This is a genomic window from Thioclava sp. GXIMD4215 (genome assembly GCF_045291555.1).
Taxonomy (GTDB): Bacteria; Pseudomonadota; Alphaproteobacteria; order Rhodobacterales; family Rhodobacteraceae; genus Thioclava; species Thioclava litoralis.
In genome coordinates, this window is sequence record NZ_CP149515.1 from 1,343,326 (window position 1) to 1,358,848 (window position 15,523).

Sequence of the window (15,523 nt, forward strand, 5' to 3'; positions counted from 1 at the left end):
GCCCGTGAGGCGGCAGGAAGCCGATAAAAGTCGCATGACAGCCCAGTTCGAAACATCCTCCCAAACCAATCACTCCTTTTGCTCAGCCTGCAAAAGCGAAGCGGAAAAAAAGTGCTCAGGCCGTAAAGGGATGCCGCGAGAAATCGCCTCACGCAGCAGCAGCTGTTGCAGCTCCGCAGGAATAATTCCGTCACTCCCTCCACGTGCTTTGGGATACCCCCATCGGCGTACCCGCACCTCGCTACGCGAAACCATCTCGGCGACCACCGAGATGCCACCGCATATTTTGATTACTGTGTGAGCAGGTTCCATCATGGCAGGCAACTTGCGAATTTCGCATGATTTCGTCAACAGAAAAGTTGCGATTTCATCGATATTCATTCCTGAAACGATTTGCGACAATCGCAGGATGGAAGTCATCGACGCAAAATGGATCAAACGACACCTGAAGGGCGAGCGCGGCGAACAATCGCGCTTGGCGGATGCTATTGGCGTATCGCCTGACATCGTTTCAAAGATAATATCTGGAAAACGGCGCGTTAAATCGGAAGAAGCACCAAAGATCGTTGCCTTCTTTAATGCCGATCAACGATTGACGTCGAGCAACCATCATCTGCTCGAGATCTATGATTCCTTATCTGAAGAGAAGAAGAGGCAGGCAGAAGAGTTCCTTCGGTTTCTTGCAGATAAATAAGAAATAAATGCAGCTCTTCCCGCTGCATTTCAGATAACCTATCCATAAGGTGTAATAGCTCGTAGCGCAGCATAGGGCCTCCTGTCCGCGTAAGCTTAACAAGTCGCCCCCCTCAAATAAAGACGCTATATCTTATAAAATCAGAATTAGCGTCCTAATCTTGCGATCTACAAGACAAAATCATAAGTGGCACGTCTGAGTTCTCTTTGAAAACAAGGGGTTTCCTTTTCCTCATCTAAAACTTTGCGTTTTTCGCAAAAAATAAGCTTGACTAAAAAGTTGCGAATGTAGCAACATTAGCGCAGTTCAAGGAAGCGGAGCCGCGCAATGCAGACGATGTCACAAACCACCAACTCACGGATGCCCCTCTGGGCCGCCGTCGGCATTGGCGCGGCTCTCCTTGCCCTAATGATCCATCTCGACCCCGTCGCGCAGATTTCCCACGCACATTGGCAGGTCGAGCACCCCGCTTTCTGAGATCGGTTGCCTGATTACTGCTCGCAACCCAACTGCCGGGCGGTGCGCTGCTCGCCGCCGCCCGGCCCTTTCCAACCCCGAAGGATATTCCCATGACGGAACGCCCCCTGCGCGGCCTCGACCAGATCCTGTCGCTGGTCGATGACGGCATGTATCTGCAGCGCCTTGTCGAAGAGATGGAGGGCAACAATGTCGAGATGCGCCAGCATGCGTTGGATTTCGGCAATGGGGCCAAGTCCAAGATCGCAATCACGCTGGAAATGAAGATCGACCGTTTCGGCCAGCTCGATCTGCAGATCGATCACAAGATCACCGGCCCCAAGCCGCCCAAAGGCAAGGGCGTGGGCTGGCTGACCGGCGAAGGCGGCATTTCCGCCCACAACCCCGCGCAGTCCCGCATGGAAATCCGCGATGCAGGCAATGGCCAGCGCGCCTTTGCCACATCCAGCTTCACCGACCGTTCCCAACCCAAAGAGGCCTAAGCCATGACCGAAGAGAATATCGCGCAGACGATCCTCGACAAGCTTCCCGAACTTCTGCAGATCGACCGCATCGCGCCCCCTGGTGATTATGGGATTTCCCCCGATCTGAGCGAGCCGTTTTTGCTATCGGTGCCCGAGAGCCGCCGGGTTCAGAACCTGCGGGCGGATATAATTGCCGCCGCCGAGACCTTCGCCCCGATCCAGCGCCGCGGCACCAGCCGCATTCTGGATCTGGCCAGCTTTCAGGCATGGGTGAACCGCCATAAGGACGAGGACAGCGTGATTTTCGGCGAGATCTCGGAGACACCCAGCATGACCGCCGTGATCGATTACAACCGCGCAGGCCCTGCCGAAGCCAGTCTCGACCGCGATCCCCGCGCCCGTCATGGCCGCCACCGCGCGCATTACGAATTCCCGCTGTCGCAGGAATGGAAGGACTGGACCAGCATCGACGGCGAAGACCTGTCCGGCCCCGATATGGGCGAATTTATCGAGGCCCATGCCAAAGACGTGCTGAACCCCACCGCCGCCCTGCTGGGCAACGGGGCACCGCAGGACGATTGGGAACGCGATTTCATCGCCGTGGCAGGCATGCTGAACGGGCGCTTTGCTACCTATCAGCGGCTGAACATGCTGTCGCGCGAGTTCACCGTGAACGAGGTGTCGAACCTCTCGACCTCGTTCAACCGCGATACGGGCGAACAGGTGATCCAGTTCCAGAACGAACACCGCGACCCCGAGGGCAATCCGGTCAGCGTGCCGAACCTCTTTATCATCGCCATCCCCGTTTTCGATGGCGGGCCGCATTACCGCATCCCCGTGCGCTTCCGCTACCGCAAGAAAGGCGCAGGCGTGGCGTTCATCATCTCGATGCATGACCCGAAAGTGGCGCTGCGCAACGCGGTCGAGGAAGCCTTCACCATGACCACGGCAGCCACCGACCTGCCCCTCTACATCGGCAAGCCGGAAGCCCCGACTGCCGCCTAAGCATCCGGCCCCATCCTCCCTGTTTCGGGGGCCAGATATGGGGCGGCGCAAATTCACCCCGCGCCGCCCCGAGATCCAGACCCAGGCCCTCCCCGACCTTCGGCCAGAGCCAGACAGGCCCTGCCCCAAGTTCAGGAATTCGGCGCATCCCACGCGCGCCGGACAGGCGGAAGCGGCGCATCACCAGTGATCTGTTTTCGGGAAATGCCGCTTCCGCCGATTTTCATGAAAGGACAGCCCATGCCTTCTACCTCTTCGGCGCGCGCGATCGAGAAGCGCGCGGTCATCATCCCCGACGGTCTCGGGAAGACAGATTTCTGCGCCCGCTCGGTCAGCCTGTCGCGCGCCCCTTGGGAGAGCAAATCCAGCCTGCTGGCCGACCGCCCCGAAACCGCGCCGCGCCAGCCGGTCATCCTCACCCAGCAGCCGCGCCGCAGCGTGAAGGGTGCGGCCCTCGGGGCGGTCATGATCCAGCTGATCGCCGAAGAGCTGCGCCGCCCGCGCGACGCGCACGACCCCACCGAAATTGTCATCTGAAAGGACGCCCCCATGACCAGCCCCATCATGAAATATTTCACCTACAAGCACCTGCCGGAGCACCTGCAGGAGGTCAGCCGCCCGTTCGGCATTCTGGCCGAAGCTATGGACGGCACGCTGCCAGACGGCCCCGAGAAGAGCGCGGGCCTGCGCAAGTTGCTGGAAGCAAAGGATTGCCTGGTACGGGCCGCCCTCGAAAAGCCCGCTGCCTGATCCTCCGGCGTCCGCCCGCCTCTCGCGCGGGCTGCGCCCTTCCCCCGAAGAGGTTGCCATGTTCACATCCCGCCGCAAGTCCAGCGCCATCCGTGCCGCGAAGATCACCTATCTCGACCATCTGGCGAAAAACCGGCCCTTCTTCCTGATGGGCCTGCCGAGCCGTGCCGACCGGATCGGCGCGCTGCGCCTCGCCGCCCGCACGCATAATCTGACGATGGACGATCTCTGCCCGCATGTCGGGGCCTGCACGCCCGGCAAGTGCAAGGGCCATAAACCCTCGGGCACCGCTGCCCTGCCCGCCCGCCCCAAGCTTCTGCCAAGCACCTGATCTTCCGGTGCCCGCCCCCGTGCCGGGGCGGCATCCCGAAGAACAGGAATTCGCGCGGCGGTCGCGCGGATGATCTGCGGGGGCAATGCTGTCCGACGCGCCCCCGCAGATCCGGACATTTAGGAGCAGCCATGCATCTCTCGAACATTCTCCGCAGCGGCTATGTCCAACGCTGGCATACAAATGCCGATCTGGCGCATATCGCCGAAACGAATAGTTCCCATCAATGGGCGGCCACCATGATCGCGCTGGCGCTTGACCCGCAGGCCAGCCGCGCGACGATCCTCGCCGTGCTCACCCATGATGTGGGCGAGATGTGGGCGGGCGATCTGCCCTATGATTTCAAGCGCGACAATCCCGATATTGCCTCGCGCCACGCAATCTTCGAGGTCGAGCAACGCAATGCGGCACTCGCGCCCCTATGCATCGAAGGACCAGACCTGAACTTGGTAGGCATTGCAGACCGTGTCGCGGCGGTTCTTCACGTCGCACAGTTTCGGCCAGACATCATGGGCAATTCGAAATGGGCGCGCGACACCCACGACGTCCGCAAGCAGCTCGCGCAATGCAGCTATCCGGGCGCAGCTGATGTGCTTGCAGCCGTGGACCGCGCCATCGCCTGCACATGACCATCGCCATCATCGCAGGCGCGGCGTTCACCGCCTGCCTCGCAATCCTCTTTTATCACGAATGGACTTTCAGATGACCACGATCACCCTGCTATCCCCCGCCGAGAGCCGCGTCCTGCCGCTGATCGCGCTGCCCTACAAAGAGGCCGCGCACCGCCTGAACCTCTCGGAGCCCTGCATCAAGATGCACATCCGCCAGATCGCCCGGAAGCTCGGCGCGCGCGACCGCTATGGCGCGATCGCACTGGCCACCCGCTTCGGCGTGGAGATCGAGATCCGCCGCTCCAAGCGGCTCCCCTGCTGAAAGAGAGCGATATGGAAAACGAGGACAAAGACATGGCAGCCTATCTTGTCGCTGCTGCCCGTGCTGGAAGTAGCGAGGGCAGCACCCGGGAACAGTTCATCTACGCAGCCGGCATCTTTTGGGACAGCTGGCACAAGGCGCGAGAATTCATGTCTCGCCCAACCATACAGGATAACACCCCATGACCCAGACACCCACAAACGCGCCCGAACGGATCTGGGCAGACATGGACGAACGGGACGGCAACGGAAAGGCAGTCCTCGGGGAATGGTTTTGGACCCCACACGGACCTGATGGAGTCGAATACGTCCGCGCCGACCTGATCGAACGCCTGACCGCAGAGCGTGACGCGCTGCAAATGGCGCTTGGTCAGGGATATCAAGAGGCGCATGACAAGGCACTCTCGGCTCTGCAAGACGAATGCCAAAAGCTAAACCGTTCCCTTTGCGCAGCTGTAGAGCGTCGCGAGTATTGGAAAGGGCGCGCAGACGACGCGAAAGCCGACTGTGACGAACGGGTGAGGCAGGAGGCATGGGCCGAGGCCATGACCCACCTCGACAAGCAGCTGAACGACGCGCTGTCGCGCCGCATGACCCGCATGGATGACCTTACCGATCTGGAATGCCGCTGCCTTTGCGCACGGGCCGGAGAGTATGTCGGGGCTGGCAACACGCACCATAGCGACGTGCAGGACGCATATCGTGCCCTGCGCCGCAAGGGGCTGCTAAATGCAGGCCTCACCGTTGAGGGGCACACCGTGCTTGCCGAGATCCGCGCTCGGCGAACCGATGCCAGTGAAGACGGGATCAAAGCGCTGCTCGCGGACCTGTCCAACGATAGCCGAGACTCGGTCAAACGCCGCGCGATCGATACCATCAGGGCGCTTCAAGCAAGGGTGACGCAGACATGACCACCCGCCGATGCCAGAAACACCTGACGCGGCGAGTCGCCGTATCCGTGCAGAGGCATGGGCCGAAGCCCGTGACCTTGGCCTTTTCAGCTACTGAAACCTAAAAATCCCGTTTCCCAGTCCGAGGAGGACCTACCCCATGAAAGAAACAATCGGAAGCTATGCCGACATCATCGGCACCGTTGCAATGATAGTGATGCTCTGTTCGTTTACAGTTGAGGCGGTGGCAAAGGACAAGGCCATGATGGCTGCGATCTTTTCGCCTATGGCGGTGATCTGCATGATTTTGTTCGCCTTTCTTTTGGCCGATCGGCTCGGCCTGGTCGACTAATCCAGCCCCCACAGGTCACCGCCGAATGACATGCGCGCCCGACCACATACCCCCAGCGCGGGCCACCGGCCCCGCTCAGAACAGCAGAGGCAAGGAGGCCCTAATGCACCAAGCTGAACACTTCCTGCACGCCCACCTGACGGGCAAAGCCACGGTCGCCTCAGTGGGCGTCCTTTACGGGCTTCTGATTGCAGCAGACGCCGCAACGAAGCAGATCGACTGGCCAAGCGTTCACGCCGCGATCCGCGCCAATCTCGGCGCTGACGACGAAGCGGCGTGGCAGCGAAAGTTAGATCGCATCAAGACGGCAGGCTGGGAGATGCACGCCGCTGTCACCGCTCGTCTCACGATGCCCCTGACAAGCGAATGAAGGAGAGATAGATGCCGAACCCGATCCCAGAGGACGTGCTTGCGGTCACGGCCCCAAACATCCTCAGCGCTGAAGAGTGGATACGCCGAACCGAGGCCGCGAAAGACTTTCTCGTTCAGCGCCACGGCTACAGGGACGACGACTTTTACACGGTAGCCGACGACGAAGAGCCGTGCCTCGACGGCTGGTCAAAGTATCGCCCCGAGTGGATCTCGCAATCAGGCTTTGTTGCTGATCAGGCTATCCCGCGCGGGCTGCTCCTGCACTGGCCTCCGGGCCTCGATATTACTGGCGAGCCTCACGACCCTCACGACCCGATCTATCTGCTGGAAGACGCCGAGTTCTGGGCAAGCCTGACCGACGACGAAATGCGTGCGCTCTGTGAAGATCCCGCCCCCGCCACACAGGACACCACCCCCGCCGAAGCCAACGCCAAAGACGAACAGGCCGAGCGCCAGCGCGCCACCGGCCACCACGAGGACAGCGCACCCGCCAATCGGGTCGTGAGGAAGGAAGGGAACGATGGGTGAGCACGACCATAACTTCGGGCTGAAGCCGCAAAATGATGATCCGACCTTTTCGGTCATATCGGCCTATGGCTCCGACCTTTGGGTAGCCTCCACCCTGGGGCGCAAGATCGCGTGGTTTAGGACCAACCGCGAGAAGCTGGGCCGCGAGGGCTTCCCGAAACGAGACCCGCTGACCGGTCTCACCATCAAGGCCGATGTCATGGCATGGATTGAAAAACGCCGCCGCGTGAGCGACGGCACGGTGGCGCCGGCACAGGCCGAGGCGCAGAACCGTAAGAAGGAAAGAACGAATGCGTTTTAAGGATGCGCTCTGGGACGGGTCAGACCCGCTCTACGCCCCCTGTACTGCCAAATCGAAGGGCCGCGTCTACTGGCGGGCCACAAAGACCGCCCAGACGATGGGCTATGTTGTGGGGCCTGTCGCCCTGCCCGGACAGATCGGCGATAACCGCGACGAGGAACGCGCCAGCCGCGCACGCGAGCTGACGCGCGACATGGTGCGCTGGATGGAGACCGCCGAGAACGAGAAGCGCCTCGAGCGCGGCACCTTCCACCACCTGATCGCCCGCTATCTGAACGACGAGATCTCGCCCGTGCAGGACGTCAAACAGAACACCCGCGAGCAATATCGCCACTATGGCAACTACTGGCGCGGCGCGATCGGCGACATGCTGGTAACGGATGCCGATTACGCGGCGATCAGGCGCTGGGAAAAGGCGATGAAGGAAAACGGGCGCAGCACCCATTTTATCGCCACCTCCTTCCGGCACCTGCGGATCTTCGTCAATTACGGGGTGCAGATCGAGTTCGAGGGCGCGGCCAAGCTGTCCCTGATTCTCTCGAAGACGCGCTTCAAATCGCCCAAGCCCCGCACCATCGCCCCCACGGCGGAACAGATCGCCGCCGTGATCGAGAAGGCGGACGAGCTGGGCTATCGCGCCTTTGCCACCGGCTACATGATGCAATGGTGGTTCGCCCTGCGCGCCGTTGATGTGCGCGGCCAGTATCTGCGCCCGACCGATGACGACCGGACGGGGATCATGCGCGGCGGGCGGCGCTGGCAGGACGGGCTGACATGGGACATGATCGATGCGGACCTCACGCAGATCCGGAAGACGCCCTCGAAAACCGAGCGCAGCGATAGCGAGGCCATGATCTTCGACTTGACCGCCGTGCCGGAGCTGCGCGCGCGCCTGGACGAGACGCCAGTCAATGATCGCGTGGGGCCGGTGATCATCGACAAGAACGGCATGCCTTACGATCGTCACCACTGGGCGCGGATGTTCCGGCTGGCGGCACGGGCGGCGGGCCTGCCGAAAGAGCTGAAGATGATGGATGCGCGCGCCGGTGCGATCAACGATGCCAAGCGCCACGGCGCCACGCCGATCCAGCTGCAGCATCAGGCGAACCACACCAATATGCGCACGACCGACCGCTATATCCGGGAGAAGAATGACTCGGTGGCAGAGGTCGTGAAACTGCGCCGTTCCACGTGAATCAGGCCCGATTACAACGTTACAACGGTTGGATACAACTCGTTACAACTCGGAACGGCGTTTCAGCTAAGTGATTGAAAAATGGTACCGCTTCCCTGGCTTGAACAGGGGACCTCTGGATCCACAATCCAGCGCTCTAACCAACTGAGCTAAAGCGGCACTGTGAGGCGGGATTTACCGATTGCTGCGGAGGATTGCAAGGGGGGTGTGACAGGTTTTTGGCATTTTCCTTGCCTCAGCCCATAATCACGTCTAGGCAACGCGCAACACCCCAATCGGAGACAGGATATGAGCATCAACAGCGAACATGAAACCGCCGCGAACCTGCAAATCGGTCCGACCGATCGCGGTATGGTGCGAATCTATCTGGAAGGGGACGGGCTCGATCTGCCGATGGATTTCGATCCTGACGAGGCCGAGGAGATCGCCGAAGAACTGCGCGCGGCAGCCGATGCGGCCCGCCAGATCCAAGCCGAAACCGGCAGCGGCAAATCGCCCAAGAAAAAGAAATAATCTCAGCGGGCGGCTTCGGGCAGAACCGGCAAGGACGGGTCACGAAAGCCTTGAAGCCGCGCGGCTGCCACCCGCGCGAAATCCAGCGTCAGCGCCTTGCGACGGGCGGGGGCCAGACGCGCCTCGGGGGCGTCGCGCAGCATTTCAGCCCCATAGCCATCGGCGATAAACAGCCCCGTATCCTCGGGCAGAAGCTCCAGAGGGAATGTAGCATCCACCGCCCAGAAATAGCGGTCGCACCAGTCCAGATAGCCCTGCCATTTACGGTCGGATGTAAAATCCGCACGGCTCGACTTGCATTCGACAATCCAGATCTCGCCCTTACGGGTCAGCCCCATCACATCGGCACGTAGGCGCGGGCGGAGCGGCATCTCCAGCACCGAGGCCAGCCCCAGATCGGCCAGCGCACGCGCCACACCACGGGCCAGCACCTGACCCGGCTGCATATCGGAAAGAGATCGGCTATCGGACATAGCCCGAAAATGAACGAAGGCAGAACATAAGTCCAGCCCCCTTCCCCTCACAAGTTACCCCCGCATGTCATCAAGGGGCTTGCGCAGAGCTGCACGCTTTCCTATCTGTGGATTCGGCGGTTACTGCTCTTCTCGTAACGGGAACGTCTTTCCAGTGGCCTATACCGATTCCGAGGGAGCTGGCTCTGTCAGGGTCTTGGCCTTGTTACCTGGCGCCCACCTGATTTTTCAGGTCCTCGGGAAATTCAACCTCCCAACGGTTGCTGCGGTTTCCGCCACCTCATGAAAAAGGCCCCGAGTTTCCTCGGGGCCTTTTCAATTCTGTAAACCCGATCACAGGTTCTCGGTCTGGGGCATGCCCAAGACGTGATAGCCGCAATCGACCATAATCGTCTCGCCAGTGGTGCAGGCACCATAATCCGACGACAGCCAGACAGCCGTGCCGCCAATCGATTCCAGCGTCGCGTTCGACCGCAGCGGGCTATTGGCCTCCGTGTGGCGGAAGGTCTTGCGCGCGCCACCAATGGCCGCCCCCGCCAGCGTCTTCATCGGACCGGGCGAGATCGCGTTCACGCGGATGCCCTGCGGACCAAGGTCGTTGGCCAGATAGCGCACCGAGGATTCGAGTGCCGCCTTGGCCACGCCCATCACGTTATAGAAGGGCGTCACGCGGTTGGAACCGGCATAGGTCAGCGTGATAATCGAGCCGCCATTCGGCATCAGCTCTTCGGCACGGCGACCGATATCGATCAGGCTGAAGCAGCTGATCGACAGCGAGTTCTTGAAGTTCTCGCGGGTAGTATTGATGAAACGGCCCGCCAGCTCGTTCTTGTCGGAATAGGCAATCGCATGAACGATGAAATCGAGGCTGCACCACTCGTCTTTCAGACGGGCAAAGGCCGCATCCATCGAGGCATCATCGGTCACATCCACATCCACAAGGAAGGACGAGCCCAGCGACTCTGCCAGCGGCTGCACGCGCTTGCCGAAGGCCTCGCCCTGATAGGAAAACGCCAGTTCCGCGCCTTCCTCGGCCAGCGCCTTGGCGATCCCCCATGCGATGGAGCGGTCATTGGCCACCCCCATGACAAGCCCGCGCTTGCCCTTCATCAACTCGGCCATTCAGGCGACCCCTTACTCTTGGTACTTGCTCATGACGAGCGATGCGTTGGTGCCGCCAAAGCCGAAGCTGTTGGACAGGACGGAATCATGCTCGACATTGTCGATCAGCCGGGTCGCGATCTCTTCGGGACGCAGCGCCGGATCAAGCTCGGTCACGTTGATCGAGGGCGCAATGAAGCCGCCCTGCAGCATCAGCAGCGAATAGATCGCCTCGTTGACGCCCGCAGCCCCCAGCGCGTGGCCGGTCATCGACTTGGTCGAGGAGATCGGCGCATGGTCTTCGCCCAGCACGCGGCGGACGGCTTCGACCTCGCGCACATCGCCCACGGGGGTCGAGGTGCCATGCGCGTTGATATAGGTAACCTTACGGCCTTCCGGCAGGGTTGCGGTGGCCAGACGCATCGCGCGCTCGCCGCCCTCACCCGAGGGCGCCACCATGTCATACCCATCCGAGGTCGCGCCATAGCCGGTGACTTCGGCATAGATCTTGGCACCACGGGCCTTGGCATGTTCCAGCTCTTCGAGAACCAGAATACCGCCGCCGCCACCGATGACAAACCCGTCGCGGGTCGCATCAAAGGCACGCGCAGCCGTTTCCGGCGCATCGTTATATTTCGACGACATCGCGCCCATCGCGTCAAACAGGCACGACAGCGTCCAGTCGACTTCCTCGCCACCGCCCGCAAAGACGACATCCTGCTTGCCCATCTGGATCAGCTCGGCCGCGTTGCCGATGCAATGTGCCGAGGTCGAGCAGGCCGAGGTGATCGAGTAGTTCACACCCTTGATCTTGAAGGGCGTCGCGAGACAGGCCGAGACGGTCGAGGACATGGCTTTGGTCACCATGAAGGGGCCCATCCGCTTGGGGCTGCCCTTTTCAACGGTGATGCTATGCGCCTGGAACACGCTCGAGGTCGACGGACCACCCGAGCCTGCCACAAGCCCCGTGCGCTCGTTCGAGACCTGATCGTCCGACAGGCCCGAATCCGCGATCGCCTGCTGCATGGCGATATAGGCATAAGCCGCGGTCGGCCCCATGAAGCGCAGTTGGCGCTTGTCGATCAGCGCCTCGAAATCGACCTCCGGCACACCGGCGACCTGGCTACGGAAGCCACGGTCGGCATAGTCTTGCTGGAAGGTGATCCCCGATTTGCCCGCGCGCAGGCTGGCGGTGACTTCTTCGGCGGAGTTGCCGATCGGGCTGACGATGCCCAGACCGGTAATAACGACACGGCGCATAGCTGGCCTCCTCGTAATCTGTCTCGGATCAGCTCTCGGAGAGAGCGACCTTCATATCCTTGACCACATAGATCACCTCGCCATCGGCTTCGACGATCCCGTTGGCCACGCCCATGGTCAGGCGGCGTGTTTGCACGGCTTTGGTGAAATCGACCTTGTAGGTCAGCATCTTGCGTTCGGGGCGCACCATGCCGGTCAGCTTGACCTCGCCCACACCCAGCGCATAGCCGCGCCCTTGCCAGCCGCGCCAGCCAAGGTTGAAGCCGGTAAGCTGCCACAGACCGTCAAGGCCCAGACAACCCGGCATGATCGGGTTGCCGGGGAAGTGGCAATCAAAGAACCAAAGATCCGGCTTGATGTCGAACTCGGCCACAACATGACCCTTGCCGAATTCGCCGCCATCACCGGAAATCTCGGTGATACGGTCCATCATCAGCATGGGCGGTGCGGGCAATTGCGCATTGCCGGGGCCAAACAGCTCGCCGCGTGCGCATTTCAGTAGTTCGTCCCGGTCGAAGCTCGTCGGAAAGCCTGCCATGGAATATTCTTCCCCCCTTGGGTCCAGTTTCGTTCCCTCTAACACCCGTCTAGGCAAAGACGCAAGGCTGCTGACGCTTTGCGACCTGCGTCAAATGCAACTGGGGGTGCCAATTCCGCGCGACATATGCGACATTTTTATGAAGTTTGCACGCAGCCAGATTGAAACTTTCCCGCCCCAAGCGCATATTGGGGTAAGGAGAAACGGATTAAATGGCACCCAACGCACGCGACCGTGGCCAGCAATGGCTTGCCAAAGGGGGATTGCGCCCCACCCGCCAGCGCCTCTCGCTGGCGTCCTTGCTTGTGGGCGATGGCGAGGACCGTCATGTGACCGCCGAGCTGCTGCATACCTCGGCACTGGATGCCGGCGAGCGTGTCTCGCTTGCCACCGTCTACAATACCCTGCGCGCGTTCTGCGATGCGGGCCTCATGCATGAGGTCACGGTAGATGGCACGCGCAGCTATTTCGACACCCGCATGGATGACCATCCGCATTTCTTCTGGGAGGACGAGGCCCGCATTTCCGATGCGCCCAAAGAAGACATGCAGATCACCAAGCTCCCGACCCCGCCAGAGGGATACGAGATTGCCTCGGTCGATGTGGTGGTGCGGCTGCGCAAGCTGTAGCCACGCCCTTCAGCCTTTCACGAAGACCCGCCCCTGCAGATCGCTCTGCCCGCTGTCATGGACCTGCGGAATGGCCCCCTGCCGGACATGGATCAGAAAATCGCGCCCCAGCCTCAGCTTGTCCTCGACAGAAAACGCCGCCCATTGCGGTCCGTAGATGTCATGCAGATGGAACGGCCCCTGCGGATGGCCGGTCAACCGGTTGGTAAAATGATGCAACGTGTCCGTCAGTGTCATGGCGCAACATCTCCCTGTGAGATCCCCTTCGACAACGACATAAATCCGTTACAGTTCCGCCTCTTTGATCTGGCGCATTTTGCCATGACGCCCGCATGAAGAAAGGCGCCCCCTGAAGAGCGCCTTTGCAAAGAAGCCGTGGCCCTTTCGGACCCGAAACGCCGGACCCTCAGTCCTTGGCGCGTTCCTGATAGGCCAGATCCTCGGTGTTGATCACGATGCGGGTGCCCACGCCGATATGCGGCGGCACCATCACACGGATACCACCGGTGCAGGTCGAGGGCTTATAGGACGAGGACGCCGTCTGGCCTTTGACAACCGGCTCGGTCTCTTCGACTTCCACGGTGACCTTCTGCGGCAGTTCGATCGCGATCACGCCATCATTATAGGTTTTCAGCCAGCAGCGGATCCCGTCGCGCAGGAACACTTTCGCATCGCCGATCACGTCCTCGGACACGGCAACCTGCTCGTAGGTGGTGGGTTCCATGAAGTGATAGCCTTCGCCATCTTCATAGAGGAAGTCGAATTCACGCTCTTCGACATGCGCGCGCTCCACACCTTCGGTGGTTTTCCAGCGTTCGGAGACCTTGGTGCCATCCGAGATGCGGCGCATATTGACCTGGGTCACCGGAGTGCCCTTGCCGGGGTGGAAGCTTTCTGCCGTCAGAACGACATAGAGGTGGCTGTCGATTTCGACAACATTGCCCTTGCGCAGCTGCGAGGCGATGACTTTAACCATTGCATTTCCTTTGAACGAGATGCCCGCTTGGGCAAATGAGGCTCAGGCACGGCGTGAAGACTGGCGCCCGGATGCCCCGTCGCCTAAACCATCTGAAGACGGATTTCCAGTTCAAAGCCTGTTCGAAAGCGCAAGAGATGACCGAAACACCCTGGTGGCACCCCCATCGCCACGCCGACCGCCGCCCCCTTTTGCTGGCACGCAACAAAGTTCAGGCCGCGCTCCGGCAGTGGTTTGCCGATCAGGACTTTCTCGAAACCGACCCCGCCTGCCTGCAAACCAGCCCCGGCAATGAGGCGCATCTGCATGCTTTCGCCACCGATCTCATCGGCCATGACGGGGTGGCGCATCGGATGTATCTGCACACCTCGCCCGAATTCACGATGAAAAAGATCCTTGCGGCGGGCGAGCCCCGGATCTTCGCCTTCGCCCATGTCTGGCGCAACCGCGAAAACGGCAACCGCCATAGTGCCGAATTCACCATGCTGGAATGGTATCGCGCCGATACCCCCTATGACCGGCTGATCGAGGATGCCCATGCGATGCTGGCCATTGCCGCACGCGCCTGCGGAGCGAATCACCTGCAATATCGTGGCGCCACCTGCGACCCTTTCGCGCCGGTCGAACGGATCTCGGTGGCCGAGGCCTTCCAGCGCTATGCGGGCATCGACCTGCTAGCCAGCTGCCGCGCCGATGGCTCGACCGACCGCGCTGCATTGGCCGCCGAATGCGCGCGGGTGGGTTTCGCCATTTCCGAAGATGACGGCTGGGCCGATATCCTGTCAAAGGTGCTGGTGGATCGGGTCGAGCCACATCTGGGCCACGGGCGGATCACCGTGCTCGACCGCTATCCGACCGCCGAGGCCGCCCTCGCCCGCCCCTGCGCCGATGACCCGCGCGAGGCGGAACGCTTCGAACTTTACGCCTGCGGGGTGGAGCTGGCCAATGCCTTCGGAGAGCTCACCGACCCCGCCGAGCAACGCCGCCGTTTCGAGGCCGAGATGGACGAGAAAGAGCGCATTTATGGCGAGCGCTACCCGCTGGACGAAGATTTCCTTGCCGCGCTGGAACTGATGCCGGAGGCCTCCGGCATCGCGCTTGGCTTTGACCGTCTGGTGATGCTGGCCACGGGCGCGCCGCGCATCGACGACATCCTCTGGAGCCCTATCGCACGGCCCAGAAGCCCGCGATAAGATCATCGCAGACCTTGGGGCTGTAGTCGCTGGGCAGCCCCAGCAGATCGGGGGCGCGCTCATCCGTGGTGATGCGCGTTTCCGGCATATCCGGGTCGCGGGACACATCGGCTTGGCCCGTCAGAAGATTGACATCGCAGAGCACCGATTCAGCGCTTAATCTGTCCGATTGCACGATAGTCACCCCCGCCACGATATACCGCCCCTCGCGGAAGGCCACATGCCATTGCAAACTGCTCCCGTTGCGCCCGCAGGTATCGCAGCCCATCGCAATGGTAAAACGGCCCGGCTTTGTTGAGGTAACCAAGTCTAACATAGTGAGGTTCGCCCAAAGAGGGCCAATCACAACTGGCGGCTCGGCTGTATCCTTCGAGATAACAAGCACCCGATCAAGATCGCGCGTGGTAAGCTCGGTGATCAGATCCTCTGTGCCATCGCCATCCGCGTCAAAGTGATACTCCTCAACGACCGGCCCCTCGACGATGGGCTGGGACAGGGCGGCTGAAGCGGCAAGGCAGAAGGATGCGGATAGAAAGAAGAACTTCATCA

The 15,523-nt window shown here is 61.1% G+C and carries 26 protein-coding genes, 1 tRNA gene and 1 other RNA gene; 19 read left to right on the forward strand and 9 right to left on the reverse strand.

The features are described 5' to 3' along the window. Positions 1 to 69: 69 nt before the first annotated feature. Positions 70 to 381, reverse strand: coding sequence for a hypothetical protein (locus WDB86_RS06555; RefSeq protein WP_406736938.1), 312 nt, complete (start codon positions 379 to 381; stop codon positions 70 to 72). Positions 382 to 409: 28 nt separating this feature from the next. Between WDB86_RS06555 and WDB86_RS06560 the strand changes: the two genes are divergently transcribed. From WDB86_RS06560 to WDB86_RS06630, 15 genes are all read left to right on the forward strand, one after another. After that, positions 410 to 694 (forward strand): helix-turn-helix domain-containing protein, encoded by a 285-nt coding sequence (locus tag WDB86_RS06560; protein ID WP_406736939.1) that lies wholly within the window; start codon positions 410 to 412, stop codon positions 692 to 694. A gap of 569 nt (positions 695 to 1,263) precedes the next feature. Beyond that, positions 1,264 to 1,653, forward strand: a complete 390-nt coding sequence (locus WDB86_RS06565) for a hypothetical protein (protein WP_406736940.1) — start codon at positions 1,264 to 1,266, stop codon at positions 1,651 to 1,653. A gap of 3 nt (positions 1,654 to 1,656) precedes the next feature. Beyond that, positions 1,657 to 2,640: a DUF2303 family protein gene (locus WDB86_RS06570; RefSeq protein WP_406736941.1), complete on the forward strand. Its 984-nt coding sequence runs from the start codon at positions 1,657 to 1,659 to the stop codon at positions 2,638 to 2,640. Positions 2,641 to 2,880: 240 nt separating this feature from the next. Further along, complete coding sequence (locus WDB86_RS06575; protein ID WP_406736942.1) at positions 2,881 to 3,177, forward strand: hypothetical protein; 297 nt, start codon at positions 2,881 to 2,883, stop codon at positions 3,175 to 3,177. Between the two features lie 12 nt (positions 3,178 to 3,189). Next, positions 3,190 to 3,390, forward strand: coding sequence for a hypothetical protein (locus WDB86_RS06580; RefSeq protein ID WP_406720407.1), 201 nt, complete (start codon positions 3,190 to 3,192; stop codon positions 3,388 to 3,390). Positions 3,391 to 3,448: 58 nt separating this feature from the next. Next, the gene (locus WDB86_RS06585; protein WP_406736943.1) at positions 3,449 to 3,721 is read left to right on the forward strand and encodes a hypothetical protein; all 273 of its coding nucleotides are present in this window, start codon (positions 3,449 to 3,451) and stop codon (positions 3,719 to 3,721) included. A gap of 131 nt (positions 3,722 to 3,852) precedes the next feature. After that, positions 3,853 to 4,350 carry an HD domain-containing protein gene (locus WDB86_RS06590; protein WP_406736944.1) on the forward strand — a complete coding sequence of 166 codons (498 nt, stop codon included), beginning with the start codon at positions 3,853 to 3,855 and terminating at the stop codon, positions 4,348 to 4,350. Between the two features lie 73 nt (positions 4,351 to 4,423). Continuing rightward, positions 4,424 to 4,654: a response regulator transcription factor gene (locus WDB86_RS06595; protein ID WP_406736945.1), complete on the forward strand. Its 231-nt coding sequence runs from the start codon at positions 4,424 to 4,426 to the stop codon at positions 4,652 to 4,654. A gap of 11 nt (positions 4,655 to 4,665) precedes the next feature. After that, positions 4,666 to 4,839: a hypothetical protein gene (locus WDB86_RS06600; RefSeq protein WP_406736946.1), complete on the forward strand. Its 174-nt coding sequence runs from the start codon at positions 4,666 to 4,668 to the stop codon at positions 4,837 to 4,839. Continuing rightward, on the forward strand, positions 4,836 to 5,564 hold the full coding sequence (locus tag WDB86_RS06605; RefSeq protein WP_406736947.1) for a hypothetical protein: 729 nt from the start codon (positions 4,836 to 4,838) through the stop codon (positions 5,562 to 5,564). The genes WDB86_RS06600 and WDB86_RS06605 overlap by 4 nt, the downstream gene beginning before the upstream one ends. 139 nt (positions 5,565 to 5,703) lie before the next feature. Next, entirely contained in the window at positions 5,704 to 5,895 is a 192-nt protein-coding gene (locus WDB86_RS06610) for a hypothetical protein (RefSeq protein WP_406736948.1), read from the forward strand. A gap of 103 nt (positions 5,896 to 5,998) precedes the next feature. Then, a complete protein-coding gene (locus WDB86_RS06615) occupies positions 5,999 to 6,265 on the forward strand; it encodes a hypothetical protein (protein ID WP_406736949.1) in 267 nt (88 codons plus the stop codon). Between the two features lie 11 nt (positions 6,266 to 6,276). After that, positions 6,277 to 6,795 (forward strand): hypothetical protein, encoded by a 519-nt coding sequence (locus WDB86_RS06620; protein ID WP_406736950.1) that lies wholly within the window; start codon positions 6,277 to 6,279, stop codon positions 6,793 to 6,795. Further along, on the forward strand, positions 6,788 to 7,096 hold the full coding sequence (locus WDB86_RS06625; RefSeq protein ID WP_339109234.1) for a hypothetical protein: 309 nt from the start codon (positions 6,788 to 6,790) through the stop codon (positions 7,094 to 7,096). The genes WDB86_RS06620 and WDB86_RS06625 overlap by 8 nt, the downstream gene beginning before the upstream one ends. Further along, positions 7,086 to 8,291 (forward strand): tyrosine-type recombinase/integrase, encoded by a 1,206-nt coding sequence (locus WDB86_RS06630; RefSeq protein ID WP_406736951.1) that lies wholly within the window; start codon positions 7,086 to 7,088, stop codon positions 8,289 to 8,291. Before WDB86_RS06625 ends, WDB86_RS06630 begins: the two co-directional genes overlap by 11 nt. Before the next feature lie 82 nt (positions 8,292 to 8,373). Here the strand turns inward: WDB86_RS06630 and WDB86_RS06635 are convergent. After that, a tRNA-His gene (locus WDB86_RS06635) sits at positions 8,374 to 8,450 on the reverse strand. Positions 8,451 to 8,579: 129 nt separating this feature from the next. On the opposite strand from WDB86_RS06635, the gene WDB86_RS06640 reads away from it, so the two are divergent. Continuing rightward, complete coding sequence (locus WDB86_RS06640; protein WP_339109232.1) at positions 8,580 to 8,804, forward strand: DUF6324 family protein; 225 nt, start codon at positions 8,580 to 8,582, stop codon at positions 8,802 to 8,804. A gap of 2 nt (positions 8,805 to 8,806) precedes the next feature. On the opposite strand, the gene WDB86_RS06645 is transcribed toward WDB86_RS06640, so the two are convergent. Next, positions 8,807 to 9,277 (reverse strand): MmcB family DNA repair protein, encoded by a 471-nt coding sequence (locus tag WDB86_RS06645; RefSeq protein ID WP_339109231.1) that lies wholly within the window; start codon positions 9,275 to 9,277, stop codon positions 8,807 to 8,809. Between the two features lie 117 nt (positions 9,278 to 9,394). On the opposite strand from WDB86_RS06645, the gene ssrS reads away from it, so the two are divergent. After that, positions 9,395 to 9,553, forward strand: a non-coding RNA gene (gene ssrS, locus WDB86_RS06650) — 6S RNA. 57 nt (positions 9,554 to 9,610) lie between these two features. On the opposite strand, the gene WDB86_RS06655 is transcribed toward ssrS, so the two are convergent. From WDB86_RS06655 to fabA, 3 genes are read right to left on the reverse strand one after another with little or no spacing between them, the layout of a single operon-like run. Continuing rightward, a complete protein-coding gene (locus tag WDB86_RS06655; RefSeq protein ID WP_406736952.1) occupies positions 9,611 to 10,399 on the reverse strand; it encodes an enoyl-ACP reductase in 789 nt (262 codons plus the stop codon). Between the two features lie 12 nt (positions 10,400 to 10,411). Next, positions 10,412 to 11,638, reverse strand: coding sequence for a beta-ketoacyl-ACP synthase I (gene fabB, locus WDB86_RS06660; RefSeq protein WP_339109229.1), 1,227 nt, complete (start codon positions 11,636 to 11,638; stop codon positions 10,412 to 10,414). A 28-nt stretch (positions 11,639 to 11,666) separates the two neighbouring features. Next, positions 11,667 to 12,176: a bifunctional 3-hydroxydecanoyl-ACP dehydratase/trans-2-decenoyl-ACP isomerase gene (gene fabA / locus WDB86_RS06665; RefSeq protein ID WP_339109228.1), complete on the reverse strand. Its 510-nt coding sequence runs from the start codon at positions 12,174 to 12,176 to the stop codon at positions 11,667 to 11,669. Between the two features lie 212 nt (positions 12,177 to 12,388). Here fabA and irrA point away from each other — a divergent pair, with 212 nt between their 5' ends. Further along, positions 12,389 to 12,805: an iron response transcriptional regulator IrrA gene (gene irrA / locus WDB86_RS06670; protein WP_339109227.1), complete on the forward strand. Its 417-nt coding sequence runs from the start codon at positions 12,389 to 12,391 to the stop codon at positions 12,803 to 12,805. A gap of 9 nt (positions 12,806 to 12,814) precedes the next feature. Here the strand turns inward: irrA and WDB86_RS06675 are convergent, their stop codons facing one another. Both WDB86_RS06675 and efp read right to left on the reverse strand, forming a co-directional pair. Further along, entirely contained in the window at positions 12,815 to 13,042 is a 228-nt protein-coding gene (locus tag WDB86_RS06675; protein WP_339109226.1) for a DUF1413 domain-containing protein, read from the reverse strand. 169 nt (positions 13,043 to 13,211) lie between these two features. Then, on the reverse strand, positions 13,212 to 13,781 hold the full coding sequence (gene efp, locus WDB86_RS06680) for an elongation factor P (protein ID WP_339109225.1): 570 nt from the start codon (positions 13,779 to 13,781) through the stop codon (positions 13,212 to 13,214). 137 nt (positions 13,782 to 13,918) lie between these two features. Between efp and epmA the strand changes: the two genes are divergently transcribed. Further along, the gene (gene epmA, locus WDB86_RS06685) at positions 13,919 to 14,974 is read left to right on the forward strand and encodes an EF-P lysine aminoacylase EpmA (protein WP_406737027.1); all 1,056 of its coding nucleotides are present in this window, start codon (positions 13,919 to 13,921) and stop codon (positions 14,972 to 14,974) included. Here epmA and WDB86_RS06690 read toward each other — a convergent pair. Then, positions 14,946 to 15,521, reverse strand: coding sequence for a hypothetical protein (locus tag WDB86_RS06690; protein ID WP_406736953.1), 576 nt, complete (start codon positions 15,519 to 15,521; stop codon positions 14,946 to 14,948). The two genes, epmA and WDB86_RS06690, sit on opposite strands and share 29 nt — an antisense overlap. Positions 15,522 to 15,523 lie beyond the last annotated feature (2 nt).